27 protein-coding genes and 3 pseudogenes are annotated in these 25,753 nt (G+C 69.2%); 13 read left to right on the top strand and 17 right to left on the bottom strand.

Going from position 1 to position 25,753, the window contains the following annotated elements; genetic code table 11:
- The 12 genes from ABZV31_RS34870 to ABZV31_RS34815 all read right to left on the bottom strand — a co-directional run.
- Window positions 1-493, bottom strand: a 493-nt coding sequence (locus ABZV31_RS34870; RefSeq protein ID WP_355900861.1) for an IS3 family transposase, incomplete at its 3' end; no start/stop codon positions are given.
- 182 nt (window positions 494-675) lie between these two features.
- On the bottom strand, window positions 676-921 hold the full coding sequence (locus ABZV31_RS34865; RefSeq protein ID WP_355900859.1) for a transposase: 246 nt from the start codon (window positions 919-921) through the stop codon (window positions 676-678).
- 263 nt (window positions 922-1,184) lie between these two features.
- Complete coding sequence (locus tag ABZV31_RS34860; protein WP_355900858.1) at window positions 1,185-1,988, bottom strand: gamma-glutamyl-gamma-aminobutyrate hydrolase family protein; 804 nt, start codon at window positions 1,986-1,988, stop codon at window positions 1,185-1,187.
- Complete coding sequence (locus tag ABZV31_RS34855; RefSeq protein WP_355900857.1) at window positions 1,985-3,514, bottom strand: aldehyde dehydrogenase; 1,530 nt, start codon at window positions 3,512-3,514, stop codon at window positions 1,985-1,987. Before ABZV31_RS34855 ends, ABZV31_RS34860 begins: the two co-directional genes overlap by 4 nt.
- Window positions 3,511-4,224: a gamma-glutamyl-gamma-aminobutyrate hydrolase family protein gene (locus tag ABZV31_RS34850; RefSeq protein ID WP_355900856.1), complete on the bottom strand. Its 714-nt coding sequence runs from the start codon at window positions 4,222-4,224 to the stop codon at window positions 3,511-3,513. The genes ABZV31_RS34855 and ABZV31_RS34850 overlap by 4 nt, the downstream gene beginning before the upstream one ends.
- Before the next feature lie 2 nt (window positions 4,225-4,226).
- Complete coding sequence (locus ABZV31_RS34845) at window positions 4,227-4,943, bottom strand: ABC transporter substrate-binding protein (protein ID WP_355900855.1); 717 nt, start codon at window positions 4,941-4,943, stop codon at window positions 4,227-4,229.
- The gene (locus ABZV31_RS34840; protein WP_355900854.1) at window positions 4,940-6,337 is read right to left on the bottom strand and encodes a glutamine synthetase family protein; all 1,398 of its coding nucleotides are present in this window, start codon (window positions 6,335-6,337) and stop codon (window positions 4,940-4,942) included. The genes ABZV31_RS34845 and ABZV31_RS34840 overlap by 4 nt, the downstream gene beginning before the upstream one ends.
- Window positions 6,338-6,360: 23 nt before the next feature.
- Complete coding sequence (locus ABZV31_RS34835; RefSeq protein ID WP_355900853.1) at window positions 6,361-7,578, bottom strand: NAD(P)/FAD-dependent oxidoreductase; 1,218 nt, start codon at window positions 7,576-7,578, stop codon at window positions 6,361-6,363.
- A 1-nt stretch (window position 7,579) separates the two neighbouring features.
- Complete coding sequence (locus ABZV31_RS34830; protein ID WP_355900852.1) at window positions 7,580-7,768, bottom strand: ferredoxin; 189 nt, start codon at window positions 7,766-7,768, stop codon at window positions 7,580-7,582.
- A 29-nt stretch (window positions 7,769-7,797) separates the two neighbouring features.
- The gene (locus ABZV31_RS34825) at window positions 7,798-9,000 is read right to left on the bottom strand and encodes a cytochrome P450 (RefSeq protein ID WP_355900851.1); all 1,203 of its coding nucleotides are present in this window, start codon (window positions 8,998-9,000) and stop codon (window positions 7,798-7,800) included.
- A 203-nt stretch (window positions 9,001-9,203) separates the two neighbouring features.
- Window positions 9,204-9,959, bottom strand: a complete 756-nt coding sequence (locus ABZV31_RS34820; protein WP_355900850.1) for a hypothetical protein — start codon at window positions 9,957-9,959, stop codon at window positions 9,204-9,206.
- 15 nt (window positions 9,960-9,974) lie between these two features.
- Window positions 9,975-10,718, bottom strand: a complete 744-nt coding sequence (locus tag ABZV31_RS34815; protein ID WP_355900849.1) for an FCD domain-containing protein — start codon at window positions 10,716-10,718, stop codon at window positions 9,975-9,977.
- Window positions 10,719-10,956: 238 nt separating this feature from the next.
- Here ABZV31_RS34815 and ABZV31_RS34810 point away from each other — a divergent pair, with 238 nt between their 5' ends.
- Window positions 10,957-12,477, top strand: coding sequence for an amino acid permease (locus tag ABZV31_RS34810; protein ID WP_355900848.1), 1,521 nt, complete (start codon window positions 10,957-10,959; stop codon window positions 12,475-12,477).
- 62 nt (window positions 12,478-12,539) lie between these two features.
- On the opposite strand, the pseudogene ABZV31_RS34805 reads toward ABZV31_RS34810, so the two are convergent.
- The 4 genes and pseudogenes from ABZV31_RS34805 to ABZV31_RS34790 all read right to left on the bottom strand — a co-directional run bounded on the left by ABZV31_RS34805 (window position 12,540) and on the right by ABZV31_RS34790 (window position 14,663).
- Window positions 12,540-13,551, bottom strand: a pseudogene (locus ABZV31_RS34805) (acyl-CoA dehydrogenase family protein).
- 186 nt (window positions 13,552-13,737) lie between these two features.
- Window positions 13,738-13,926: pseudogene (locus tag ABZV31_RS34800) on the bottom strand (CoA transferase); the annotation flags it as partial.
- 118 nt (window positions 13,927-14,044) lie between these two features.
- A pseudogene (locus ABZV31_RS34795) lies at window positions 14,045-14,455 on the bottom strand (CoA transferase); the annotation flags it as partial.
- Window positions 14,358-14,663, bottom strand: coding sequence for a CoA transferase (locus ABZV31_RS34790; RefSeq protein WP_355900847.1), 306 nt, complete (start codon window positions 14,661-14,663; stop codon window positions 14,358-14,360). The gene ABZV31_RS34790 and the pseudogene ABZV31_RS34795, both read right to left, overlap by 98 nt.
- 427 nt (window positions 14,664-15,090) lie before the next feature.
- Here ABZV31_RS34790 and ABZV31_RS34785 point away from each other — a divergent pair, with 427 nt between their 5' ends.
- Window positions 15,091-16,047 carry an AraC family transcriptional regulator N-terminal domain-containing protein gene (locus tag ABZV31_RS34785; RefSeq protein ID WP_355900846.1) on the top strand — a complete coding sequence of 319 codons (957 nt, stop codon included), beginning with the start codon at window positions 15,091-15,093 and terminating at the stop codon, window positions 16,045-16,047.
- A 193-nt stretch (window positions 16,048-16,240) separates the two neighbouring features.
- Here the strand turns inward: ABZV31_RS34785 and ABZV31_RS34780 are convergent, their stop codons facing one another.
- The gene (locus ABZV31_RS34780) at window positions 16,241-16,963 is read right to left on the bottom strand and encodes a type 1 glutamine amidotransferase domain-containing protein (RefSeq protein ID WP_355900845.1); all 723 of its coding nucleotides are present in this window, start codon (window positions 16,961-16,963) and stop codon (window positions 16,241-16,243) included.
- A 248-nt stretch (window positions 16,964-17,211) separates the two neighbouring features.
- Here ABZV31_RS34780 and ABZV31_RS34775 point away from each other — a divergent pair, with 248 nt between their 5' ends.
- The 11 genes from ABZV31_RS34775 (at window position 17,212) to ABZV31_RS34725 (ending at window position 25,234) form a co-directional block, all read left to right on the top strand.
- The gene (locus ABZV31_RS34775) at window positions 17,212-18,228 is read left to right on the top strand and encodes a DJ-1/PfpI family protein (RefSeq protein WP_355900844.1); all 1,017 of its coding nucleotides are present in this window, start codon (window positions 17,212-17,214) and stop codon (window positions 18,226-18,228) included.
- A gap of 91 nt (window positions 18,229-18,319) precedes the next feature.
- Window positions 18,320-18,763, top strand: a complete 444-nt coding sequence (locus ABZV31_RS34770) for a nuclear transport factor 2 family protein (protein ID WP_355900843.1) — start codon at window positions 18,320-18,322, stop codon at window positions 18,761-18,763.
- On the top strand, window positions 18,760-19,272 hold the full coding sequence (locus tag ABZV31_RS34765; protein WP_355900842.1) for a nuclear transport factor 2 family protein: 513 nt from the start codon (window positions 18,760-18,762) through the stop codon (window positions 19,270-19,272). The genes ABZV31_RS34770 and ABZV31_RS34765 overlap by 4 nt, the downstream gene beginning before the upstream one ends.
- 39 nt (window positions 19,273-19,311) lie before the next feature.
- The gene (locus ABZV31_RS34760; RefSeq protein ID WP_355900841.1) at window positions 19,312-20,844 is read left to right on the top strand and encodes a toluene monooxygenase; all 1,533 of its coding nucleotides are present in this window, start codon (window positions 19,312-19,314) and stop codon (window positions 20,842-20,844) included.
- Window positions 20,841-21,143, top strand: coding sequence for a toluene-4-monooxygenase system B family protein (locus ABZV31_RS34755; RefSeq protein WP_355900840.1), 303 nt, complete (start codon window positions 20,841-20,843; stop codon window positions 21,141-21,143). Before ABZV31_RS34760 ends, ABZV31_RS34755 begins: the two co-directional genes overlap by 4 nt.
- Window positions 21,140-21,454, top strand: coding sequence for an MmoB/DmpM family protein (locus tag ABZV31_RS34750; protein ID WP_355900839.1), 315 nt, complete (start codon window positions 21,140-21,142; stop codon window positions 21,452-21,454). Before ABZV31_RS34755 ends, ABZV31_RS34750 begins: the two co-directional genes overlap by 4 nt.
- Entirely contained in the window at window positions 21,451-22,512 is a 1,062-nt protein-coding gene (locus tag ABZV31_RS34745) for a toluene monooxygenase (protein WP_355900838.1), read from the top strand. Before ABZV31_RS34750 ends, ABZV31_RS34745 begins: the two co-directional genes overlap by 4 nt.
- Entirely contained in the window at window positions 22,512-22,835 is a 324-nt protein-coding gene (locus tag ABZV31_RS34740; protein ID WP_355900837.1) for a Rieske 2Fe-2S domain-containing protein, read from the top strand. Before ABZV31_RS34745 ends, ABZV31_RS34740 begins: the two co-directional genes overlap by 1 nt.
- The gene (locus tag ABZV31_RS34735) at window positions 22,832-24,091 is read left to right on the top strand and encodes an FAD-dependent oxidoreductase (RefSeq protein WP_355900836.1); all 1,260 of its coding nucleotides are present in this window, start codon (window positions 22,832-22,834) and stop codon (window positions 24,089-24,091) included. The genes ABZV31_RS34740 and ABZV31_RS34735 overlap by 4 nt, the downstream gene beginning before the upstream one ends.
- A 21-nt stretch (window positions 24,092-24,112) precedes the next feature.
- A complete protein-coding gene (locus ABZV31_RS34730) occupies window positions 24,113-24,880 on the top strand; it encodes an iron-sulfur cluster assembly protein (protein ID WP_355900835.1) in 768 nt (255 codons plus the stop codon).
- Between the two features lie 63 nt (window positions 24,881-24,943).
- Window positions 24,944-25,234, top strand: coding sequence for a putative quinol monooxygenase (locus tag ABZV31_RS34725; protein ID WP_355900834.1), 291 nt, complete (start codon window positions 24,944-24,946; stop codon window positions 25,232-25,234).
- The last annotated feature ends 519 nt before the right edge of the window (window positions 25,235-25,753 follow it).

Below are 25,753 nucleotides of genomic sequence, written 5' to 3'. Positions count from 1 at the left end.
CGATCTTGATGCGTGCCTCGGTGCGGGTGCGGAAGGTGTGGCGGTGTACGTACTCGACTTTGAGGACGCTGTTGAACGCCTCGCTCACGGCGTTGTCGAAGCAAGATCCGACTCTGCCCATGGACTGGACCACGCCGAGCTTTCGGCAGGCCCGCCTGAACCGCTCGGCCATCGCGTAGCCGAGCAGGCGGCGGAAGAACAGGTCGATGACCGTCGCCAAGTACAGCTTGCCCTCGCCGGTTTCGATCTCGGTGAGATCGCCCGCCCAGACGAGATCGGGCTCCTCGGCGGTGAAGTCCCGGCGCACGAAGTCCGGGGCGGCCGGCCGCTTGCCCGGCCTCGTCAGCGACCGGCGGCGGCGCACCTTCCGTCCGGCCAGCCCGAGTTCGGCCATGACCTTCGCGACCGTGTTCACCGATACTCTCCAGCCTCTGCGCGCCAGCTCGATGAACACCTTCGGCGAGCCGTAGGTGCCGCCCGAGCCGTGGAAGATCTCCTCGATCTCCTCGGCCAGCTGCTGCCGGCGCGCCTCACGCGCTGTCGGCGGACGATGCCGCCACCTCTAGAACCACGACTCGGACACCCCCAGCGCCCGGCAGGCGGTACGGTACGGAATCTTTTGCCCGGCCTTGCAGCTGCTGATCACCCCGACCGCGACGGCCGGGTCCGCCTCAGCTACTTCACCCACAAGGCCACGAATCGCTTGCACACATCACGCTCCATCTCCAGCTCGCGGATGCGCTTGTCCTTCTCCCTGGCCTCGGCCCGCAGCCGCTCCAGCTCAGCGCGCTCGCTCTCCCGCAGACGACCGCCGGGCGACGGCTCGGCCACCGGCCGGTCCGACGACGGCGACCCGTTGCGCCGCGCCCGCGACACCCAGCTGTGCAACGTCCCCGGGTGAATGCCCAGATCCTCGGCCACCTCCGGAATCGGCTTCCCGCTCCGTCACGATCCGTACCGCTCCCTCGCGGAACTCAGCGTCGTAGATGCGCTTCCTGGATGCCATGACCCCCAACTATCACTCCGGTCACGGTCTCCACAGTAGGAGGGGAACCTCAGTCAGCGTCTCAACTGCATCTGTGACGGCGGCGGACGTGTGTACCAAGAACCGGAGGGCCCCGGTCCGCATCGCGGTCCGGGGCCACGTCGCCCTAGGCAGGACCTACGGGAACCGCGGCACAGTCCTACCGATCGCGCGGACCGCACGCCGCCGTGAAGCCCCTGAAGAGGCGCATCCGGTGCTCGTCGGACCCGTCCGGGTCCTCGGGGTGCCACTGCACTCCGATCACCCACTTCTCAGGATGCTCGATTGCTTCGATGACGCCGTCATCCGCGGTCGCTGCGACGACCAGCTCGGCCCCCGGCTCCTCGACGGCCTGATGGTGGCCCGAACGCACCGTCGGCCGCCTCTCCCCCACCAGGGCCGCGAGCCGGGTGCCGTCGGCGATCGTCACCTTCTCGTCGAGGAACAGCGGCTGACCGGGGCCTCCGTGATGCAGTCGGTAGTCCTCCAGGTCGGGCACGAGCGTGCCGCCGAAGGCGACGTTGATGAGCTGGGACCCGCGACAGACGCCCAGCACCGGACGGTCGGCGGCAACGGCCGCCCGGATGGCGGCGATGCTGTACTCGTCCGCCCTGCGGTCCACACCGTAGGAGTTGGGTACGTCGCCGCTGACGCCGTACAGCTCCCCGTCCACATCACCGCCGCCGAGCAGGAACAGCCCGTCGAAGCCGGCCACGGCGGCGGGGTCGCCGAGGGCGCCGTCGGAAGTGTCCAGCAACTCGTAGCCGGCCCCCAGGTCCCGCAGCGTGGTCAGGGCCGTCCGGGTGAAGCGCCGCACCAGGTCGGCCACCGGTTCGGTCAGGTCCGGGAAGTTCAAGGAGACCAGGACCGCGATCCTCGGATTCTCGCCGGCGCCGCCGCCGTCCGGCTCCACCTCGTGCCGGTGGACGAACGGCCGGCAGCCGGGCACCGCCCCCGCCGTCACAGTTTGATCCAGGTGGTCTTGAGCTGGGTGTACTTCTCCAGCGCGTGCAGCGACTTGTCGCGGCCGAAACCGGACTGGGCGTAGCCCCCGAACGGCACGGTGATGTCGCTCTCGTCGAAGCAGTTGACCCAGACGGTGCCGGCCCGGATCGCCCGCGCCATGCGGTGCGCCGCCGACAGGTCCTTCGTCCACACCGCGGCGGCCAGGCCGTAGTCGGTGCCGTTGGCGATGCGTACCGCCTGGTCGGTGTCCTCGAAAGTGAGCACCGAGAGCACTGGGCCGAAGACCTCCTGCTGGGCGATCCGCATGCCAGGGTCGACCTGGTCGAAGATCGTCGGTTCGAGGTAGTAGCCCCCGGTCTCCTCGAGCACCCGGTTGCCGCCCACAAGCAGCCGGGCCCCGTCGTCGACGGCGCCGCGCACATACCCGAGGACCCGCTCGAGGTGCTTGGCCTCCACCAGCGCGCCCACCGAGGTCCGGGGATCGAGCGGGTCGCCCACGACGGTCCGGCGGCTTGCCTCGACGACCAGTTCAAGGAGTTCGTCCTTGACGGCACGATGGACCAGGAGCCGCGATCCGGCCGAGCACACCTCCCCCTGGTTGAAGAAGATGCCGCCCGCGATAGCCTTGGCGACCCCGTTCAGGTCCGGGGCGTCCGGCAGGACGACCTGCGGCGACTTGCCGCCGAGTTCGAGGGAGACCTGTTTGATGTTGGACTCGGCCGAGTAGCGCATGAAGAGCCGGCCGACTTCCCCCGAGCCCGTGAAGGTGATCGCGTCGACGTCGGGGTGGCGGCCCAGAGCGGCGCCCGCGGTCGGCCCGAAGCCGGGCACGACGTTGAGGATGCCGTCGGGCACACCTGCCTCGGTCGCGAGCTCGGCGAACCGCAGGGCCGTCAGCGGCGACTGCTCGGCGGGCTTGAGGACGACGGCGTTGCCCACGGCCAGCGCGGGCGCGATCTTCCAGACCGCCATCATCAGCGGGAAGTTCCACGGCACCACGGCGCCGACCACGCCGAGCGGCTCCCGCGTGATGGTGGCCAGGGTGTCCCGGTCGGTGGGCGCCACCTCGTCGTAACTCTTGTCCACCGCCTCGGCGTAGAAGTCGAGAGCCTGGACCGTCACGCGCAGGTCGACCGCCAGGGCGTCGGTGTAGGGCTTGCCCATGTCGACGCTCTCGAGCAGTGCCAGCTCCTCGGCATGCTCCTCGACCAGCCGTGCCAGCCGCTGCAGCACCTGACGCCGCTGCCTGGGCGAACGCCCCGACCAGCAGCCGCTCTCGAACGCGCGCCGGGCGCTCGCGACGGCACGGTCGACGTCCTCGGCGTCCCCGGCGCTGACGTGGGCGATCAGCCGTCCGTCACGCGGGGAGATCCGTTCCAAGGTGGCGCCGCTGAGGGCGTCGACCCGCCGCCCGTCGATGTACAGCTGTGTCGCCAGGGACAGACCGGCGAAGCGCTTTTCCAGTTCCGCGCGCCTGGCGAGAGCCTGGGCCTCGGCGGCCTGCGTGTCCACGGTCGCGGTCATGCTGCGGCTTCCTTTCGGTTTCTGGCACGGTCGATGAGGTCGCTGAACAGGGCACCGTCGTGCCGGGACGTGGCAGCCAGGTCCTCGGGGTGCCACTGCACGGCGAGGACGTCCGCGGTCGCGTGCTCCATCGCCTCCACGCACCCGTCGGCCGAGCGCGCCACCACGCGCAGGTCACGGCCGAGCCGGTCGATTGCCTGGTGGTGGTAGGAGGAGACCTTGAAGGTGCTGGTCCCGACGACGGACGCGAGCCGCGCACCCGGCTCGACCGTGACCTCGTGCAGCGCGTCGAGGTGCTCGACCGGATTGTCGGCAAGGTGCTGTGTGAGGGTTCCGCCGCAGGCGATGTTGAGCACCTGCATGCCACGGCAGATCGCCAGGGCCGGAATGCCGAGCTCGATCACTGCGCGGGCCACCGCGAGATCGAGCTCGTCCTGCCCGTCGTCGTCGGGCGAGGTCTTGGGGTGCGGATCCTGGCCGTAGCGGGCGGGGTTGACGTCCGAACCGCCCGGCAGCAGCACACCCGCGAAGGCGGACAGCCGCCGCGGCAGCTCGGACAGGGCGTGCCGGGCTCCCCCGTGCAGTACGAGCGGCTCGCCGCCCGCCGCGAACACCGCCTCACAGACGGCCTCGGCGGCGATGGTGCCGCTGAACCGGATGCCGGAGACGGACGCGGCGCGGCGGCCGACCACGGCGATGAGCGGGCGCATGGTCACTCCTCCCCGCCGCGGTCGAAGGGGTACTCCAGCGCCGGGAGCCATGAGGCCCATGCCTTGGCCAGCCGGCCGTCGGCGATGACTCGGCCGAGGGCACCGTCCAGCGCCGCCAGCTGGTCGGGACGGTCTTTGGAGACACCGATGCCCCAGCGGTTTCCGGTGCGCACGGTGAACGCGAGTTCGTAGTCCGGGTGGTCGTCCAGGGGTACGAACACGACGTCGTCGTCGACGACCGCGTCGACCTCGCCGGCACGCAGCGCCTTCAGCATGTCGCCGAACACGTCGTCCGAGTCACCGCCGAAGCCCACCGGGACCGCGCCGTCGAACGTCTCCGCCAATGCCATGTTGGTGCTGCCCGAGATGGCGGCGACACGGCGGCCGCGCAGGTCCTCCGCGGTACGCACCGGGTCGCCACGGCGGACGAGGACCGATTCGTGGAACACCGCGTACGGGCGGGTGAAGTTCACTTGCTCCGCACGGGACTCGGTGATGCCCTGGCCGCACAGCACGGCGTCCGCCTCACCACGCTGCACGGCGGGGATCATCTCCGCCCACGGCAGGTACACCCATTCCAGCGGGCGGCCGAGCTCGGCGGCGATGAGTTCGGCGACGGCCGGCTCGTAACCCCGCCGTCGTCCGGTCACCGGGTCCGCGAGGTGGAACAGCGGCGGGGCGTCGGAGTCGATACAGGCCAGACGCAGCGGCGCGGTCACGGGGCCTCCTCCGCGTACATCATGTGCTCCCAGTCGGTGACGACACCGCAGAACCGGGCCCACTCATCCGCCTTGAGAGCGCTGTACAGCTCGGCGAGCTCCGGGCCGAGCGCCTCCTTGACGACCTGGTCGGCGGAGAACGCCTCCAGCGCCTCCCCCAGGGTCAGGGGGAGCTTGTCGAACCGGAGCTCGCCCGCATAGCTCGAACCCTGCTGCGCCGGGCCCGGGTCGATCCGGTTCTCCAGGCCGTCCGCGATGGAGGCGATGAGAGCGGCGTGCGAGAGATACGGGTTGACCATGGCGTCCGGCAGCTTGAACTCCAGCCGTCCGTTGGCCGAGAGGCGCACGGTGCAGGTCTTGTTGTCCATGCCCCAGTTGATCTGCGACGGCGCGAACTGACCGGCGTCCCAGTAGCGCTTGTAGGAGTTCACCGTCGAGCCCATGATCGCCATGGAGGCCGCGGCGTGGGTCAGGATGCCACCGAGGGCGTGCTTGCCGGTCTCGGTGAGGTGCAGCTCCTGCACACCCGGTTCGGCCAGGACGTTCTCGTCACCGCGCCAGAGGCTGAGGTTGTGGTGGCAGCCGTTGCCCATCATGCCGGTGGCCGGCTTGGGCATGAAGCTAGCCGTGACGCCGAGTTCGCGGGCGACCTGGCGGCAGATCTGGCGGTAGACGATGAGCCGGTCGGCCGTCCTGTCGGCGTGGTCGTACATCCAGTTCAGCTCGAGCTGGCCCGGGTCCTCGTAGTCGCCCTCGATCATGTCGAGCCCGAGCGCCTGCGCGTAAGAGATCACCTTCTGGTAGATCGGGCGGTACCGCTCCAGGTGGTCGAGGTGGTACGCCGGGCTGGAGCCGGGGCGGTGGCGCGCTTCCAGCCCGGGGCCGGTCCAGGTCATCTCGGGCTCGCAGCCGCTGCGGAGCTCAAGCCCGGTGCGGGCGGTGAAGTCGGCGTGCAGGCGCTTGAGGTTGCCGCGTACGTCCGTGGCGAGTGGCTGTCCGCCGACGCCCGGGCGGTGGTCGGGCTCGTACAGCCGGCAGAAGAACCGGCCGATGCTGGTGTCCCAGGGAAGGACGGCGAAGGTGTCGAGGTCGGGCACCGCGGTGAACTCGGCGGCCTCCACACCACCGCCGAGCAGGTTGCCGGCCCGGTCGACCTGAAGGTCCGACACCGCCGTGCGGTGCATCTGAACACCCTTCTCCGCGTTGCGGAGAAGATGCTTGGCGGGGACCACCTTGCCGACGACTCGACCGGTGACGGTCACGGCCTGGTAGTAGATGTACTGCACGCCCGCCTCGGCGATCCGGGTCCGGATCGCCTCGAGGGCGGCCTTGTCGGTGTTGAGTTCGCGGTGCCGGTCCAGCGCAGTGGGGCTGGAGGTGACGGTGGTCGTCATAGGTTCCTCGCGGTGGGTGAGGCTCAGGCGGGGACGAGGGCGGTGAAGGCCTCGCGCAGCGCGCGCTGACGGGCAGGGGGGAGGTTGATCGCGACGGTGCCCACGTGGACCGACCGCCGGTGGTAGGTGGCCAGGACGCCGGCCTGGAGACGATCGGGGTCGCCTTCCTCCAGGCGCACCTCGTCGGCCAGAGCCGGTGACCCGAAGCTCTGGAAGCGCAGGTCCAGTTGGTCGCTCCAGAACGACGGAATCGGCACGAACGGGGCCTCGTCGGGTTCCCTGCCGGTCAGCTGGGCGGTCAGCGTGGCGGCGGCTCGCTTGGCAGTGTCGGCGGGGATGGACCAGTGCTCCACGCGGCGGGGCACGTCGTCGAACAGCGGGTTGGGGAACCGGGCGACATCGCCGACGGCGACCACGCGGTCCGCACCCTCCGCCCTGAGCTGGTTGTCGCACAGGACGCCGTCGCTCAGGTCGAGTTCGCGATTGGCCGCGAGCCATTCGACGTTGGGGAGGGAGCCGACGGCTTCGATGACGGCATCGGCTTCGAGGATCCTGCCGTCGTCGAGTTCGACCCCGGTGACCGCCTCGGTGCCGAGGCAGCCGGCGACGGACCGGCCGATCACGAAATCGATCCCAGCTGTTTCGTGGTGCCGCTGGACCGCTTGTGCCAGCGACGCCCCGAGGACGCGGTTCATCGGAGCGCCGGTGGGCTCCACGACGGTGACCCGGCATCCCTGCCGCAGTGCGGTCGCGGCGACCTCGCAGCCGACGAAGCCTGCGCCGACCACGACGACCCTGGCCCCCGGGCGCAGGACACCGCGGAGAGCGATGCAGTCGTCGAGGGTACGCAGGACGTAGCGGCCCGCCCCCGGACCGGGGAGACCGAGCCGTCGGGGGCGCAGGCCGGTGGCCGCGACGAGGCCGTCGAAGGTGACGACGGCCCCGTCCTCCAGGATGAGACGGCCTCTGCGCAGGTCGGCCTCCACCACCGGCAGTCCGAGCCGGAAGTCGACGTCGTCGACCAGCGACCGGCGGCGGAAGGTCACCATCTCGTGCAGCCGCTGCGTCGAGGAGTCGCCCGGTGCGGCCAGGACCTCCTTGGACAAGGGTGGCCGGTTGTACGGGAGGTGCCGTTCGTCGCCGAGGACGGTGATGGGCCCGGTGTGGCCGGCGATGCGCAGCTGCTCGGCGGCCCGCAGGCCCGCCAGTGACGCCCCGACGACCGCTACATGAGCAGTCATGTCAGTCCTTGATGAGGATGGCCTGGACAGGGCAGACGTCGGCGGCCTCTTCGACCTCGGAGCGCTGCGAGTCGTCGGGGTTGCCGTCGTAGACGAGCTTCCCCTCCTCGTTCATCTGGAAGACGACGGGCGCGGCGATGGCGCACTGGCCGTGGTCCTGGCACTTGGCCAGGTCGACGATGACCTGCATGGGAAGGTTCCTTTCGTTCGCGCGGCCGTTCAGGAGGCCGGGGTGAAGGCGATGGGCAGACGGATGGGGCCGGTGTTGCCGGAGTCGGGCAGCCACTCGTCCTGGCCGTCGATGCGGGGATCGCGCAGGCGCCGGGCCAGGAGCGGCAGGGCCTCGCTCATGTCGCTGCGTGCCACGAAGTGGCCGAGGCAGTGGTGGGCCCCGCCGCCGAAGCCGAAGTGGGGCCTGCGCTCGGCGGTGATGTCGAAGGAGTACTCCCCGAACACCCTCGGGTCGGTGCCGGCCGACTCGCTGAAGAGGTGGATCGTGGTGCCGGCCTTGATCTCGAGGTCCTGGAAGGTGAAGTCCTCCTTCGCTTCGCGGGTCACCCAGCGGACGGTCGGGTTGACCCGCATGACTTCCTCGACCGCCTTGCTGCCCAGCTCCGGCCGCTCGGCCAGCAGGCGCCACTGGCCGGGGTGGCGCATGAAGGTCTGCATGGCCAGACCGAGTTGGTTGCGGGTGGTGTCCATACCGCCGAAGATCAGGAGCACCAGGCCGTCGCGCAGCTCGGTGTCGCTGAGGCTGTCGGAGTCGCGGCTGGCGCGCACCAGCGCGGAGACGAAGTCGTCGCGCTCCTTGCGGCGGCGGTCGGCGATGACCTCGTCGGCGTAGGCGTAGAGGTTCTCGAGGGCCGCCTCGATCTTCGGCAGGTCCTGACGGAAGGTCACGCCGAGTGCCAGGCCGATGGTGGCGGAGTCGCGGGCGATGACGGGCCACTCCGACTCGGGCAGGCCCAGCATGATGGCGATGACGCGGGCCGCGTAGGGCTCGGCGAACTCCGAGACGAACTCGCAGCGGCCCGGCTCCTTGAAGCCGTCGATCAGTTCCGTGGCGAGTGCCTGGAAGCGGGGTACGAGGCCGCCGATGAGCTTGTGCGAAAAGGCCGGGTTCATCAGCCGGCGCAGCCGGTGGTGCTCCTCGCCTTCCTTGTTGAGCACCCAGCTGGCCCACCATCTGGCGAACGGGCCCTCGGTGATGCCGTTGTGGGCGGGCCAGGCCGCGCTTCCCTGACGGAGCTTGGGGTGCTTGAGCAGCCGGCTGACCTCCTCGTAACGCAGCACCGCCAGGCCGTAGTTGGTCCGGGCGTACCAGCTGCGTTCGCGCGCCTCGTGCACGGCGGCGGACTTGATCGAGAAGCTCGGGTCGGCGACTTCGAAGTACGGGACTTCGGCGAGGGCGTTGCCCGTCATAGGACTCTCCAACTGTCGGTGCGAGCGTCGAGGAGCTAAATACTCTAAACCTAGAGTTTGGGTGTCAAGGGTTGCGGCGGACTGCTTTCAACCCGTCCGGCCGCCCGTGCGTCAAAGGCGCTCAGGAACACGAAAGGACCGCCGGAGCCGCAAGGCTCCGGCGGTCCCGGTGCGGTCCGAATCCGCCCTGACGTATCTCCCGGCTACTCGCGGGGCGCGAGGGCCAGCACCCAGTCGCTGTCCAGACCGACCTCGCCCACTGCGATGAACTCGCCATCACCAGGACGCGGGATGCGCGGCAGCCTGGAGCCCACGAGCCAGCGCGGGGTGTTCGCGGCGACCACGCGCCGCTCGGCTCCCACGAGCACTGCATCGTGACCCACGCGCCTCAGCACGTCCAGGAGCCGGGGCTCGAACTCGGTCATCCGGAGATCGGCCCCCACCACGCCGAGGAAGGTGCCGTCGACGACGGGCACCGTGAGGGTGCACACGTAGCGATCCGCGCCGGAGTAGTCCACGTACGGGCCGAAGACGGCACGCCTGGAGTGGTCGCGCGCGGCAGCGAACCAGTCCATGTCGAAGTAGTCGTAGGCGTCCACGCTCGTCGGATCGAGGTTGAACCGCATGGGCACGTAGCCCCGGCTGCTGCGCTGCCACCACTCGATGTGCCGCTCGCGGTCGGGCAGGAGGTCCGGCGCCGCGAGGAAACCGAGCCCGTCCGCGGCCGGCTGTGCCGTCAGCTGTTCGATCATGACCGGCTTGAGTCCGGCTACGTCCCGCACCCCGAACACTCCGCCCTTCGCGAGCACCGTACGGCGGCGGGCAACGGCCTCGGCCGCCACGGCCTCGAGGCGGTCGAACACCTCTCCCAGCAGGCCGCGCACCTGCTCCAGGAGCCTGTCCAGCCCCTTCCCCTCGAAGTCCGGGCAACCTCCCGGCGTGGCGATCTCAGGACACATCGGGCGCCTCCACAGTCATCGTCCCGTCACCACGAGGTGCAGCTCGATCAGCCGGCGCAGGTTGCGCTGCACGTGGCGTTCCGCCAGGGTCCGGGCCCGCTCGCCGTCCTCCTCGGCGATCGCCGTGGCGATGGCATGGTGCTCGGCGACCACCTCCGCCAGCGCCGGCTCGGGCTCGTGCGGCAGCCAGAGCAGGGCGGTCAGCTCGGCCTGCAGGTTCACCTCGAGCCGGGTGAGCCGCTCCGACTGCGAGGCGATCGCCACCTCGATGTGGAAGCGGCTGTCGGCTCTGATGCGGGCGCCGAACTCCGCCGCGTCCGCGAGCTGCTCGACGAGGTGCAGCAGACGGCGCAGGCTGGCCCCCGAGGCACGCTCGGCCGCGAGTTTGGCGGAGGCACCCGATACGGCGAACTGCTCGTCGGCGAGGTCGCGGAGCTCGGAGATGGTCGTGGACCGCAGCCGGTTCTCCAGGGCGTCGAGCGGCGGGTTCGCCGGCCGCCGGACGAAGGTCCCGCCCGTGCGGCCGCGGCGAGTCTCGACGAGGCCCTGCTCGCGCAGGACCGCCAGAGCCTCCCGCAGGGTCATGGGCGAGACCCCGAGCTGACCCGCGAACTCCACTTCGGTGGGCAGCTGCTCGCCGTCGACGACCAGGCCGAGGTGGATGGCCTTGCTGATGCGCTCGACGACCTCGTCCGTGCGGCCCCCCGTGGTGAGGGGGGAGATCAACGAGGCACGCGTCACCGGTACGCCGTCCGCCACCACGACCCTCCTCACCTGCCGTCATCACCGGACGCGAAACCCCTTGTGCAATAACCCATGGGGTTGTAGTTTTTCGCAGCACATCGCTCCGGCGTGCACAGCATCATAGGCCACCACGACCGGCTTCGATGCGCCTGTCGGGCCGGCCCGCACAGTCTCCCCCGTGCTCCGAAAACCCCGGCGAGCACGCCGTCCCACGTTCCCCGTCACAGCTCTGGTTCGAATATCGGGAGCCTGCATGAGCCCCACACCGCCACCGGACCACATCGACAGCGATGCCGCACAGCTGGCCTCGCTCGGGTACCAGTCCGAGTTCAAGCGGGACATGAGCCCGTGGGCCAACTTCTCCCTCGGCTTCACCTACCTGTCCCCCGTGGTCGCCATCTACACCATGTTCGCCTTCGGCCTGGCCACCGGCGGCCCGCCGATGATCTGGTCTCTCGTCATCACGGGCGTCGGGCAGCTGCTGGTGGCGCTGGTGTTCAGTGAGGTCGTGGCACAGTTTCCCGTCGCGGGTGGCGTCTACCCCTGGGCGCGCCGGCTATGGGGCCGCCGGTATGCCTGGCTGACCGGATGGGTTTACATGATGGCGCTGTTCGTGACCATCGCCAGCGTGGTGTCCGGCGCCGGTCCGTACATCGCGTCGCTGCTCGGGTTCGAGGCCTCGGTGAACACCACCATCATCTGTTCCCTGGCGATCCTCGCCCTGGCCACGATCATCAACTACATGGGCACCCGCGTGCTCGCCATGGCCGCCATCATCGGCTTCACCGCCGAGCTCCTCGGAGCCCTGGCGGTGGGCGGCTGGCTCCTCGTGACCGAGCGGCACCACAACCTCGGTGTGGTGTTCGACAGCTTCGGTGCGGGGAACGGCGGCAACTACCTCTGGGCGTTCGCCGCCGCGGCCCTGGTGGGTATCTACAACTACTACGGCTTCGAGGCCTGCGGTGACGTGGCCGAGGAGGTGCCCGACCCGGGTCGTCTGATCCCCAAGGCGATGCGCCGCACCATCTACGTCGGCGGCGCGGCGGCCACTTTCGTCGCCCTCGCGCTGGTGCTGTCGGTGGCCGATATCCCGGCGGTCATCTCGGGCAAGGACGCCGACCCCGTGTCCGGCGTTCTCAACGAGGCATTCGGCCCCGTCGGATCCAAGATCATCCTGGGTGTCGTGCTGCTCTCGTTCCTGTCCTGCTCGATGAGCCTGCAGGCGGCGGCCAGCCGGCTGGCCTACAGCTACGGCCGCGACGACATGATCGTGGGCAGCCGCTGGCTGCGGAAGTTCTCGCAGGCCAAGCGCGTCCCGCCCTACGCCCTGCTGGCCGCGGGCGTCATCCCGGCGCTCGTCGTCCTGGCCTCGAAGTTCTCGCAGGACGCCCTGACGAAGATCGTCAGCTTCGCGTCCGTCGGCATCTACCTCGGCTTCCAGATGGTCGTGTTCGCCGCGCTGCGTGCCCGGCTGAAGGGCTGGGAGCCCAGCGGGAAGTACCGCCTCGGCAAGTGGGGCCTGCCCGTCAACATCATGGCCCTGGTCTACGGCGTCGTGGCCATCATCATCATGAGCTGGCCCCGCACGCCCGACGCCCCCTGGTACGACAACTACATCGTGCTGATCTCCGGGGTCGTCGTCGTCGGCGCGGGACTGCTCTACATGGCGCTCCGCCGCCCGTACGGACGCAGTGACGCTCCGTACGACGACGCCATTCCGAAGGCGCGCCCGGTCACGGCACTCACCGACGAGCCGGAGCTGTCCAACACCTGAACCGGCCCTGACATAACAGTGAGCCCGGCGCGATCCCCGCGCCGGGCTCACCCGCGACGACGTCAGCGGTAGGCGGCCTGTCCCGTCATGGCCTGCCCGATGACCATGGTGTGCATCTCGGGGGTGCCCTCGTAGGTCAGCAGGGACTCGAGGTTGTTCATGCGCCGGATCACCAGGAACTCCATCGCCCGGGTGAGCTGGAACCCGCCGATCGGCCGGCTGAGCTGCGAGCGCTGCGTCGCGTACTCCGGCACGGCCCGCAGCGCGCCGTGCGCCGCGCGCATGGCGCCCCAGATGATGCCGTAGCGGGCCTCGTTGAGGCAGGACAGCGGCCGACCAGCCCTCGCCCCTCCGGGAAGACCGTATCCGCGGGCAGACGGACTCCGTCCACGACGAGCTCGCTGGTCACGGAGGCCCGCAGGGACATCTTGTCCTTGATCAGCGGGGCGGAGAACCCGGGATGTCGGTGGGGACGACGAAACCCCGCACGCCCCTCGTCGGTCCGCGCCCAGACGACGGCCACATCGGCGACGGAACCATTGGTGATCCACATCTTCCTGCCGTCGAGAACCCAGTCGTCGCCCGTCGCGGCGGGCGCGGGCGCGGGAGCGCATGCTGCCGGGATCGTACCGTGGTCGGGAACCGTCAGTCCGAAGCAGCCCGATGGCCTCACCGGCCGCCATGCGCGGGACCCATTCCTGCTTCCGCTCCTCGGTGCCCTGCCGCCGGATCGCCTACATCGCCAGTGAGCCCTGCGCACTGACCAGGGACCGGAGCCCCGAGTCGCTCGCCTCGAGTTCGAGGCCGCGGTCGACCGCGCTCATGCCCGCGCACCCGTAGCCCTCGAGGTGCATACCGAGGAGTCCGAGGCTGCCGAGCTCCTTGGGGAGCTCGCGGACGACGGGCTGCTCACCGGACTCGAACCCACTGTGCGACGTAGGGGCCGATCGACGATGCGCACACCTGGCTGACGGCCGCCCGGGCAGCCTTCTCCTCAGGGCTGAGCATGTCGTCCATACCGGCCAGGTCGGGCAGGTCGGCCTTGGTACGGGGGGCGGCGGGTCTCGTGGTCATGAGGGCACCTCTCGGGGGTGGCGGGTCATCGCGTGTTCGGGGTGGGGGGAGGTCACAGCCGGGGCCGGGGTCGTGGTCGGGCAGGAGGGAGGCACTGGGGTCGGACAGCCAGGCCCGTACGTCCGCGGTGTGGGCGCCGACCGCCGGTGGCGGCTCAGCCGCCCGGACGAGGCCGGCCGAGTAGCTCACGGAATGCCGGGGCACGGGAGTTCCTCCTCCGGCGGGGGTGACCGTGGGGGCGAGCCCCAGGCTGTCGGCGAGGGCGAAGGCGTCGGCGATGCTGCCGACCTTCCCCGCCGGCACGCCCACTGCAGTGAGGCGCTCCTGCCAGGTGGCCGAGTCCTCCTGCGAGAGCCTTTCCTCGAGCGCGGCCACCAGATCCTCGCGGTGGCCGACCCGGCGGCGTTGGTGGCGAACCGTTCGTCAGTCGCCAGCCGCCGAGCGTCTGCGTGAGGCGGGCGAACTGGCCGTCGTTGCCGCACGCGACCGCGAGCAGGCCGTCGCGGCAGCGCAGGGTCTCGTACGGCGCGATCGAGGGATGGCGGTTGCCCATCCGTCCGGGTGGGCGGCCGGTTTCGACATAGCTCTGAGCCTGGTTGACCAGGGCACGCAGCAGACTGGAGAGCAGATTGGCCCCGACCCGGCATCCGCGACCGGTCCGGGTCCGGTCGGCCAGTGCGGCCAGCACGCCAATCGTGGCGTCCTTGCCAGTGAGCACGTCGACCAGTGCGACGCCGGCCTTGGTGGGCTCACCGTCGGCCTCGCCGGTGATGCTCATCAGGCCCCCGACGGCCTGGACGACGAAGTCATAGCCGGGCCGGTCGGCGCCAGCGCCGCTGCCGAAGCCGGTGACGGAGCAGTAGACGATACCGGGGTTGGCGGCGGCGACCTCGTCGTAGCCCAAGCCGAAGATCGAGGGTGCCCGGCTTGAAGTTCTCCACCAGCACGTCCGCGCGGCGGGCCAGTTCCCGGGCCAGTGCCCGGTCGTCGTCGGCCAGGTCCAGGGTGACACTGAGTTTTGAGCGGTTGACGCTGTCGAAGTAGGTCGTGCTCATCGCCGACCATGGCGGCCCCCAGGCGCGGGTGTCGTCACCGGAGCCGGGGCGCTCCACCTTGATGACACGACGCGGCCGGCTTTTTGAAGAAAATGCGGCCGCCGTAGGTGGTGATGCGGGCGTACGTTCAGCGTACAAATCCCGTACGTATGAAACGTTCGGGGTGCGCGGCGAAGGGGGTGGCCGCAGCGGTACGGCCACCCGCTTCTGGAGTCCGTCAAGGCTGTACGTGCACGGTGACGAAGGGGTCTTTGGGGGCGCCTCCGTTCGCTGTCGGGATGAGGGAGTCCGCAATTTTTTGAGCGGATTCTGGGGTTGCCGTTGCCGGAGGGGCCCGTAGCATCTGGGCCGGGGCGGAGAGTGGCGGGAGACTCCGTCATGCGGCCGACGCGCAGTCGGCGCGCGGCAGAAGACAGGACATTGGCGTAGCAGCAGACCGCCTCGACGGCTGAGCCTTGGAGATCTACAGAACAGGAGCCGCCTGATGACCGCCGTACCCCACGCGCTTGAGGAGACGTTGACCTCGGGAGACCTCCTGTCGGAGATCCGTTCCCGCACGCCTCACATCGGTGGCAACTCCGGCGGCTGGCCCGGGCTGACCTTCTACCGCTACACCCGGCCCACGGCGCCGCAGTGGGAGGAGGTCAAGTCGCTGTCGCTGTGCATCATCGCGCAGGGGCGCAAGTGTGTCGTGTCGTCCGGACAGCCGCACCACTACGATCCCTTCAACTACCTCGTGCTCAGCAGCAGCCAGCACTTCACGGCCGAGATCCTGGAGGCGACTTCGGAGAAGCCCTTTCTCTCCCTGGTGCTCCAGATCGACCCGACGCTGGTGCGGCGTGTCTCCTCCGACATCCTCGAGCGGCGGGCGGTGCCCCTCGGGCCGAAGCTGCGCGGCAAGCCGGAGCCCGTCTTCGTCTCCCCGCTGGACTGTGCCCTGATGTCGGCGACGATCCGGTTCCTCCAGGCCACCCACACCGGTGCTGACCGCCGGGTGCTGGCCCCGCTGTACTTGCGCGAGATGGTGTACCGGGTCCTCCAGGCGGAACAGTACGAGCGCCTGATCGAGATAGCGGCTACGGAGGTGGTGAGCAACCCGGTCAGCGATGTCATCTCTTATGTGCAGCGCAACATGTCGGAGCCGTTGACGGTGAGCGACATGGCGGAGCAGGTGTCCATGAGTCCGTCGGCCTTCTCGCACCTTTTCCGGGAGATTACCGGAAAATCCCCCTACCAGTTCGTGAAGGAGATGAGACTCAACCGTGCCCGTGATCTGCTGATTGAACAGCAGATGAGTGTGACCAAGGTTTCACGCACTGTGGGATATTCCAGCACGTCGCATTTCATCAACGAGTTCCGGGACAGGTTCGGGGCCACGCCGCGTGCCTATTGCGATCTCCAGCGCATTTCCAAGGAACTCGGTTCGCAGCAAAGAGGCTGACACTTCCGGGCTGAAAAGAACCGCCGCGCGCCGCATGGGCCGCGGCGGGGCGGCTGCGTGGACGCACCGATCGCACGGTGCGTCCACGCGGGGGCGGGCGGCCGGGAACAGCGGGTTCAAGGTGCCGCGGGGCGGACACGCCTGGCTCCGCGGGCCACAGGGCCTGGTAACCGGCGGTCGTCGGCCCTTGGTGTCAGCTGACCTGCGCGTCCACCCGGGCCAGCAGTGTCACCAGGTGGTCGGCCAGCGGTGCTGACGACGCCGGGTTCTGGCCGGTGTGCAGGTTGCCGTCCGAGACCACGTGGGCCTCGAAGGCGGCAGCGCGTTCGTACGTGCCGCCGCTCGACGCCAGACGGTCCTCCAGGAGCCATGGGGCCTTGTCGGCGAAGCCCATCGCCGCTTCTTCCTCATTGCTGAAACCTGTGACCTTGCGTTCCGCGAAGAGCCATCCGCCGGAGGCGTCGCGAGCCGGGAGGAAGGCGGCCGGGCCGTGGCAGACGGCCGCCACGGGTTTGCCGGCCGCGGTGAAGGCCGCGATCAGGGCGCCGAACTTTTCGGATCCCGCGAGGTCTTCCATCGGGCCGTGGCCGCCCGGCACGAACACCATGTCGTAGTCGGCGGCGTCGGCCTCCTCGAGGTCGACGGGCGCGTTCAGTTCCGCGGAGATGCTGTCCAGGTAGGCGCGGAACCGCTTGCCGGGCTCCTCCGAGCCGCCGTTGACCGCCGCCGAGAACCCGGCCTCGTCAGCGGTCGGACGCACCGCGCCCGGAGTGGCGATGGCGATGTCGAACCCCGCCTTGCGGAAGATCTCGTGGGGTACCACCAATTCCTCCGGCCAGTAGCCGCAAGGATGCTTGGTGCCGTCCTTGAGCGTCCAGTGGTCGGAGCCGGATACCGCGAGCAGTACGCGTGTCATCGCAAACCTTTCTGCTGTCGGTCGCTGAGGTGTCTTTCGCGGGAAAGCACGAATCTCACGTTAGGCAGGAAGGCCGGCAAGACCGTTGGGTTCCGATGGAATCTTCTACTTCTCGACCGGAACCCGCAAGGGGGCGCCGGCCGCTACCGAAATCCGCAGTTCCCCGGCAGGAATCTGCGATGCGCCTGGCGGAAAAGCGGGCCTACCGTCGGTGCGTCGCAGTAACGAACTGTTCACCTGGAGTTGACATGGCGCGCATCGCGTACCTCGTGTCCAGCGCGAAGGAGATCGACCTCGCCGACGGTACCCGGCATCCCACCGGGTACTTTGCAGAGGAGGCGCTCAAGCCGTACGAGCGCTTCGTCGCCGCGGGCCACGATGTCGTCGTGGTCACGCCGGACGGTGTCCCGCCGACGGCAGACGCGTACGGGCTGGAGCACTTCTTCCACTACCCGGAGGAGGACCAGGATTTCTTCGCGTCGGTCACCCGCACGTTCCATCACGACCCGGACGACATCCGCGTCACTCTGCACCAGACCACCGAGCTCGGGCTGGTGGCGGCCCGCAGGATCGTGGAGCGGCTGACGCAGCGCGGGATGACGCCCTCCGCTGCGCACGGGCTGGTGAGCCGGGCTGCGCGGATCGCCTGGATCCAGGACCGCCAGCTGGTGGACGTGATGGTGGAGGAGGGGCTGGACGGCGGCCTGAGCCGGCAGGAGATCCAGGAGGCGGTCGACGAACTGGACAGGGCGGCACACGCGCTGGCCGAGGAGCGGCGCCGCAAGCTGGAGAGCTTCGAGGGGTTCGCGCACCCGGTGGCGCTTTCGTCACTGAGCGATGAGGAACTGGCCGCTTTCGACGCCGTGTTCGCGCCGGGCGGGCACGGCCCGATGGTCGATCTGGCCGACAACGCCGACGTCTGCCGGCTGCTGCGGGTGCTGCACGACAAGCGGGCCCCGGTCGCCGCTCTGTGCCACGGCCCCGCGCTGCTGCTCTCCGCGCCCGAACGCGAGGACGGGCAGTGGCTCTTCGACGGCTACCGCATGACGTGCTTCACCGACGAGGAGGAGGACCAGACGGTCCCCGGACGGCTCGGTATGCCCTGGTACTTGGACACCGCCCTGAAGAACGCGGGCGCGGTCTTCGACGACGGGCCCAGCGCCTGGGCGTCTCACGTCGTGGTGGACCGCAACCTCATCACCGGGCAGAACCCGGCCTCCAGCGAAGCGACCGCCGATGCGCTGCTCAAGGCGCTCGCCGCATGAGCGGCTGCCGCTCCGCGGTGTCCGTCGTCCTGCCGGACGCGGACGCCGCGGGTCCGGCACCGTGCCCACCGGTCCGAAGGAGTAACAGAACATGAGCGTAACCCCGGCTGAGACGGTCAGGGCCTTTCTGGACGCAGTACGGCGGCGTGACACCGACGCCGCGATGGCGCTCATCAGCCCGTCCACCGCGGTGAACCTGCACCCGCTGCAGGTCTGGGACGGCGCCGCGGACGACATCCGCGGGCTGGTCGCCTCGACCGTGACCGCGTTCCCCGACCTGCGGCTGACAGAGAAGAACCTGCTGGAGTTCGACGACGTCGTGGTCGCGGAGCTGAAGCTGGAGGGCACCCAGGCGGCCGACTACCTCGGTGCCGTCAACCAGGAGAAGCACATCGACGTGGACCAGGCATGGCGCTTCACGGTGACCGACGGGCTGATCACCGGCATCGACGCCTACTGGTGCCAGAACCAGCTCTACCGCCGACTGGCCGTGAAGCGGCTGGACGAGGTGGCGATCGTGGGAGGGGCGGCATGAGCATCACGCAGGACGGCACGCGTACGGCCGGCAACAGCGCCACGGCCAAGGGCGGCACGCGCAAAAACGTCGCTGCCGAGACCGCCGCCCGGCTGTTCGAGGTGTATCGCAGGCACGACGTCGAGGCCATGTGCGACATGTGCACGGACACCGCGGAGTTCTCCTACGTGCCCTACGAGGTGTGGGGCAGGCAGCGCGTGCTGCGGGGTGACGGCAAGGTCAAGACGGTGGGCAAGACGATCTGGACGGGGCTGATCGACTCCTTCCCCGACCTGTTCAACGAGGTCCACATCATCGACGCCAACGACAACGGCGACGTGGCGGTCTCCTGCGACATCGGTGGTACCCAGCAGCTCGCCTGGGGCTTCGCCGAGGCCCGCGGCGGCTCCTTCAGCGAGCCGCATCTGTTCATCCTCCACGTCGACGAGGACGGGCTGATCGACACAGTGCGGGCGTACTGGAACGGGGCCGGGATCAACCGGCAGCTCGGACATCTCGAAGTCGACTGAGGAACCGAAGGACCCCAGGACGGGAGGCAAGGGACAGCGATGAGTCTGCTCAAGCGTGAGGAATGGCAGCACTTCGTCCGCGACGTGGACTGGACCTACAGCTACGCCGATGACGAAGCGGTCTTTCCGGAGTGGCACAGCGGCACCGGCAAGGTACCCAGGGAGGCGTGGGCCGCCTGGGAAGAGGACTACAAGATCAGCTACCCGGAGTACGTGGCCGTGCAGCGGGAGAAGGAGTCGGCCGCCTACGCGGTGAAGGCCGCGTTCCAGCGCTCCTCGAACTTCGACCAGCTGGACGAGGGCTGGCGCTCGTCCACCAAGATGCACTTCGGCGGCGTGGCCCTGGTCGAGTACGCGGCCGTTCTGGGCGAGCTGAAGATGGCCAGGTTCGGCCTCAACGGCTCGTGGCGCAACATGGCGACCTTCGGCGCGCTCGACGAACTGCGGCACGCGCAGATCACCACGTTCTTCGGCCACGAGTTCATCAAGAAGGACCCGCAGTACGACTGGACCCAGAAGACGTTCCACCAGAACAACTGGGTGCCGGTGTCGCTGCGCAACGTCTTCGACAACATGATGATCGCCCCCAACGTGGTGGACCTGGCCATCGGGCTGCCGTTCACCTTCGAGACGGGCTTCACCAACCTGCAGTTCGTGGCGCTGTCCGCGGACGCGCTGGAGGCGGGCGACGTCAACTTCGCCAACATGGTCTCGTCGATCCAGACCGACGAGGCCCGCCACTCACAGCAGGGCGGCCCGACGATGGAGATCCTGGTCGAGCACGACCCGGTGCGGGCCCAGTGGGTCATCGACCGCAACTTCTGGGGCTCGGCCCGTGCCTTCTCCGCGCTCACCGGGCCGGCCATGGACTACTACACGCCTCTTGAGCACCGGAAGCAGTCCTACCGGGAGTTCATGGAGGAGTGGATCATCGACCAGTACATCCACACCATCCAGGACTACGGCCTGAAGAAGCCCTGGTACTGGGACGAGTTCATGCGCGGACTCGACACCTGGCACCACGGTCTGCACATGGGCCTGTGGTACTGGCGGCCCACCCTGTGGTGGCGGCCGAAGGCGGGCGTCTCGAAGGACGAGCGCGAGTGGCTGCGTGAGAAGTACCCGAACTGGGAGGCCATCTACGGCGACAAGTGGGACACGTTGATCGACAACGTCAACGCCGACAACGTGGAGGCCACCCTGCCGGAGACGCTGCCCTGGCTGTGCAGCATGTGCAACCTGCCGTGCTGCAACGCGGTTCAGACCCGGTCGGGCCGCTGGCGGGTGCCGGACTGGTCACTGAAGTACAACGGCAGGACCTACCACTTCTGCAGCAACGGCTGCCGGCAGATCTGGTGGAAGGACCGCGACAACGTCAACCACCAGACGCTGGTCGAGCGGTTCGTGGCCGGGCAGATCCAGCCCATGGACGTCGGCGGAATCCTGTCCTACATGGGCATGACCCCGGACGTCATGGGCGACGACCCCGACTACGAGGCGTGGACGAAGGACTACGTCGGCCGCCCGGCCACCGGACTGGCCCTGGCCGGCAAGGAGGTGAGTGCGTCATGACCCAGGCGACAGGCACGGACACCGGCCGGCAGGCACCGGCCGTCGTACCGCTCAACGCGGTCTTCGCCGACGACTTCGTGCAGATCCTGGTGGCCGTAACCACGGACAACACCGCGGAGCAGGTGGCCGAGGCGGTGGCACACCATGTCGAGGGCAAGCGGGTGCGGGCACTGCCGTATCCCAAGGCCGTCTTCCACAACGGGCGCCGCCTGGCGCCGAAGACCACGGTGGCGGAGGCCGGGATGGAACCGCTCGACCACGTCAGAGTCGAGTACGACATCCCCAAGGGGGAGGCATGAGCCAGTTGGTGGGCCCGGTCCTGAGGATGGGCGACGAAGTCGACCAGATCATCGCGGCGATCGAGGACGACAACCCCGACCAGGAGATCGAGGTCGTCGACCGAGGCGCGTACGTGCGGGTGCGCGGCGCAGGGCGCGTCACCCTGACCTTGGACACGCTGCGCCGCTACCTGGGACCGGATTTCGAGATCAGGTCGATGGAAACGATGATGTCCTCCTTCGTCGGCCGCGTCATCACCACCAGCGACTCCATCACCTGGGAGGACATCACCGCCAGGAGCAAGGCGGCGGCGGAAGGAGCACCGGCGTGAGCGCCACACCCAGGAAGCCGCGTCAGCGGCGGACGTTCAGCGCGTTCGGCGACGTCCGCAGGATGCCGAGCGAATACGAGATCGTCACCCACGGCCAGAACTGGACCACCCGGCAGAACCGCAACGGGGCCTTCGAGCAGAACCCGTCCTCCCCGCCGAACCTGTGGTTCCTGACCTACCGTGACAAGTCCCCGCTGATGGTGGACGACTGGGAGCAGTACCGCGATCCGGACACCCTGACCTACCGCGCGTACATCAACCTCCAGTCCGACGCCGAGGCCAAGACCGGCGGCGTGCTGGAGGAGTACGCCAAGGCGAACGCCGACCAGAAGCTGGAGCCCGGCCAGGTCGCCCTGCTGGCCTCGCTGTACACGCCGTCGCGCTACCTGGTCCACGGCTTCCAGCAGATCCAGGCCTACATCGGCTACATAGCGCCCACCTCGTACATCACCAATGCCGCCTGCTTCGCCACCGCTGACCTGCTGCGTCGGCTCACCGTGATTGCCTACCGGACCCGGGAGCTGCAACTTGCCGCTCCGAGCGCCGGTTTCGGCGAGCGGGAGCGTCAGGTGTGGGAGCAGGACGAGGCGTGGCAGCCGGCCCGCCGCGCGGTGGAGAAGGCGCTGATCTCCTACGACTGGGGCGAGGCGTTCACCGCGCTCAACCTGATGCTGGCTCCGACCCTGGACGACGTACTCCTGCGGCAGTTCGGCGAGGCGTCGCGGGAGGCCGGCGACGAGGAATCGTGGCTGCTGTCGAAGTACCTCCAGGACGACGCCGACCGGCGGTCCCGGTGGAGCGCGGCCCTGGTCGGCTTCGCGGTCCGGCAGCGGCCGGACAACGAGGCGGTGCTGCGGCGCTGGATCGACCGCTGGACCCCGGCCGCGGACGACGCGGCTGCTGGTCTTGGCTCGCTCCTGGAGCATTGCGGGCCGGCAGGGTGGACGGCCGACCGGGTGGTGTCCCAGGCGCGGGCGGCCCGGGAGACGTTCCACGACCGGCTGTTCGAAAAAGCCGGCGAGGGCGGTGGCTCCGCGGCGGAGCGGAGGGGTGCCTGATGAGCGCCGCTACCGGGCAGTGGCAGGAAGCCATGCGCATCGACGACCTGTGGGAAGGCGACATGGAAGCGGTCGAGGTGGCGGGCAAGAAGGTGCTGCTCGTCAACGTCGGCGGTGACGTGCGCGCCTACGAGAACCGTTGCCCGCACCAGGCGTGGGCCCTGGACGAGGGCGACTTCGACGGGGAGACCATCATCTGCACCCGCCACATGTGGGAGTTCGACGCCGGATCGGGCCAGGGCGTCAATCCCAACAACTGCAGGCTGACGGTCTACCCGTGCCGGGTGACCGAGTCCGGCGCGATCATGGTGGACGTCGGATGAGTCGCGGTCGGCACGTGGTCGTGGGCGGCGGTGTCGCGGGAGCGGCCGCCGTCCGCGGCCTGCGGGAGGCGGGCTTCGACGGTGAGGTGGTGCTGGTGGGCGAGGAACCCCATCAGCCGTACGAACGCCCGCCGTTGTCCAAGGACTTCCTGGCGGGAGCAGCCGACGAGGACGGCCTGTGGGTGCGGCCTCGCGACTGGTACCGGGAACAGGACGTCGAACTGCTGCTGGGCACACAGGTCACGGCGATCGACGTCGCCAAGAGGCGGCTCACCCTTTCCGCCGCCGACGGCGCGAGCACACTGCCGTACGACCGCCTGCTGCTGGCGACGGGGGTGAGACCCAGACGGCTGCCCGGCGTGCGGGGTGAGCGCATCCACTACCCCAGGACCCTCGACGACGCCAGGGCACTGCGCTCCCACCTTCAGTCCGCGGAACGGGTGGTGGTCGTCGGCGCCGGCTTCATCGGCTGTGAGGTGGCCGCGACGGCCGCGGGGCTCGGCAAGGCGGTCACGGTGTTCGAGCCGGACACCGTCCCCTTCCGCCGCAGCCTCGGCCCGCTGGTCGGCGGGGCGCTGATCGACATCCACCGAGCCCACGGTGTGGACGTGCGCCTCGGCACAGGCGTGCGGGAAGTCGCCGAGACCACACACGACACCCTGCTCGTCACGTCCACCGAAGGGGACCGGGTGGAGTGCGACGTGATCGTGGTGGGCGTCGGCGCGCAGCCCAACACCGAACTGGCGGTGGCGGCGGGCATCGAGGTGGACAACGGCATCCTCACCGATGCCCTGGGCCGCACCTCTCACCCGGCCATCTACGCCGCCGGTGACGTGGCCAGGCAGTACCACCCCCACTACGGTGAGCACCTGCGCATGGAACACCACGACACCGCCACCCGGCAGGGCGCCCATGTGGCGCGGAACATGCTGGGCGCGGAAGAGGAGTTCGCCGAGCCATTCTGGTTCTGGTCCGACCAGTACGAGCACAGTGTACAAAGCGCCGGGCGGCTGCCCGACCCCTTCGAACCAGTGGTGCGCGGCCGCGTGGAAGAGCGCCGCTTCTCCGCGTTCGCCTGGCAGGAGGGCAGGGTGACGGGGGTGGTGTCCCTGGACCGTCCGCGGGACGTGCTGGATGTCCGGCGTCTGGTCTTCGCCGAGCACGAAGTGTCGCTGGAGCAGCTGCGAGACGAATCCGTGCCGCTGAAGCGGCTGGCGCAGCGCCACACCGCTGTCTCTCGACCGGCGTCGGCATGAATACAAGGGAGGTGTGATGTCGTGACGGCATTGGCGGAACTCCTAATCCATGAGGAACAGACCCGTGTCAACGCGGCCGAGGCGGCTTGGGCCCTGCGGACAGTGACAGGCCTGCCCGCTCCGGCAGCAGTGGCGAGGCTGCGCTACGGTCCAGGCCGCACCTGTGAGCCGGTGGCGCGCGTCCTCGACCGCGCCCTGGCGAACGCCGAGCGATCCGGCATCCGCCCTCACCACCTCGTGGTGGCCGGCGGACAAGCGCACCGCGGCGAGGACATCGTCCGGGTGCGGCGCAAGGCGCACGGCATGGCGGACTGGATCAGCAGCGAGACAGCCGACGTCGAAATCCGCCTGGAGCCGACGGGTCTGCGGGCGACCGCCGGGGCGCGGCCACAGACACACGGCGCGGGAGAGGGCACTGCCCCCCACCCCGACGCCGGCGCGCCGCGCTCGCCCGCCGCCCCGGCGCCGGACGAGCGCTCGCAGCGGGTCCGGGACGCACTGTACGACGTACTCGACCCGGACCTGGGCGTAAACATCGTCGACCTGGGCTTCGTCCGCGGAATCACCGTCAAGGGCGAGCTGGCGACGATCACCATGACCCTGACCTCGGCCGCCTGCCCGTTGACGGGGGTGATGGAGGATCAGATCCGAACGGCCCTGGCCGACCGCGAACGCTGCGGCATCAACGATTACCACCTCGAGTGGGTGTGGCAGCCCGCGTGGCGCCCGTCGGACATCACCGAGGAGGGGCGCGACCAGCTGCGCGCCATCGGCTTCAGCAACTTCTGACCAGCAACTGCGTGACTACCAGCAACTACCTGACTCTGACGGACCCCGAGAAGGAGCAGCGCCATGGCACATGTCGTCATCGCCACTTGGAAGGCCAAGCCCGGCCAGGCGGATCACATCCGCGGCATCCTGGAGACGGTCGCACCGCTGAACCGGGCCGAGGAGAAGATGATCTCCTTTGACGCTTTCGTGGACCACACCGCGCCGGACACATTCGTCCTGGTCGAGAAGTACACCGATGCAACAGGCTATGACGACCACAAGGCGACTGAAGCCTTCCAGAAATACGTGATCGGTCAGGCGATCCCCGCTCTCGCGGACCGCAGCGTACGAACCTACGAATCGGTTGACTGACATCGCCGCTGCGCCGCCGCGGACATCCTTGGCCACCGGTTTACCGCGCAGCCAAGACCCGAACCCGGCAACCCCACCCGGTACGGAAGCTCACCGCTGTCCACCCCATGCATGAGCCTGTTCCGGTCCGACAGACACCATCGTTGTGATGATCAGGCCGCAAGGGCGCTCTCGCAGCCGGCTGGACCGCGATAGCCAAGGCTGCTGTGCAGTCGGTGCAAGGTGTACCAGCTCCCGACATACTCGAAGACCGCAGTGCGGGCGGCGGCCCGGCTGCTGCCGAAGAGTACGGCGAGAGGTTCAGCAGCCAGGGCGGCGCGGAGGTGGAGCTCGGTGGCCAGGACCTGTTCGGGGAAGGTGAGCCGGGGCGGGCGGATCCGCTCAGCAGGAGCTGGTCCTCATTGAGGGCAGTGCATCGGGCAGAGACGCTCGTGGCGATGGGGGGGTCTCCTCCAGAAGGGAGCGATACTGGCTCATCACACCCGCTTTGATGGGTTTGGTGCGCTTTGGTCGCTAGGC

Source organism: Streptomyces sp. NPDC005202 (assembly GCF_040608235.1).
GTDB lineage: Bacteria > Actinomycetota > Actinomycetes > Streptomycetales > Streptomycetaceae > Streptomyces.
The sequence above is the reverse complement of the archived record's forward strand: the minus strand, read 5'-3'. Positions and strand labels throughout refer to the sequence as shown.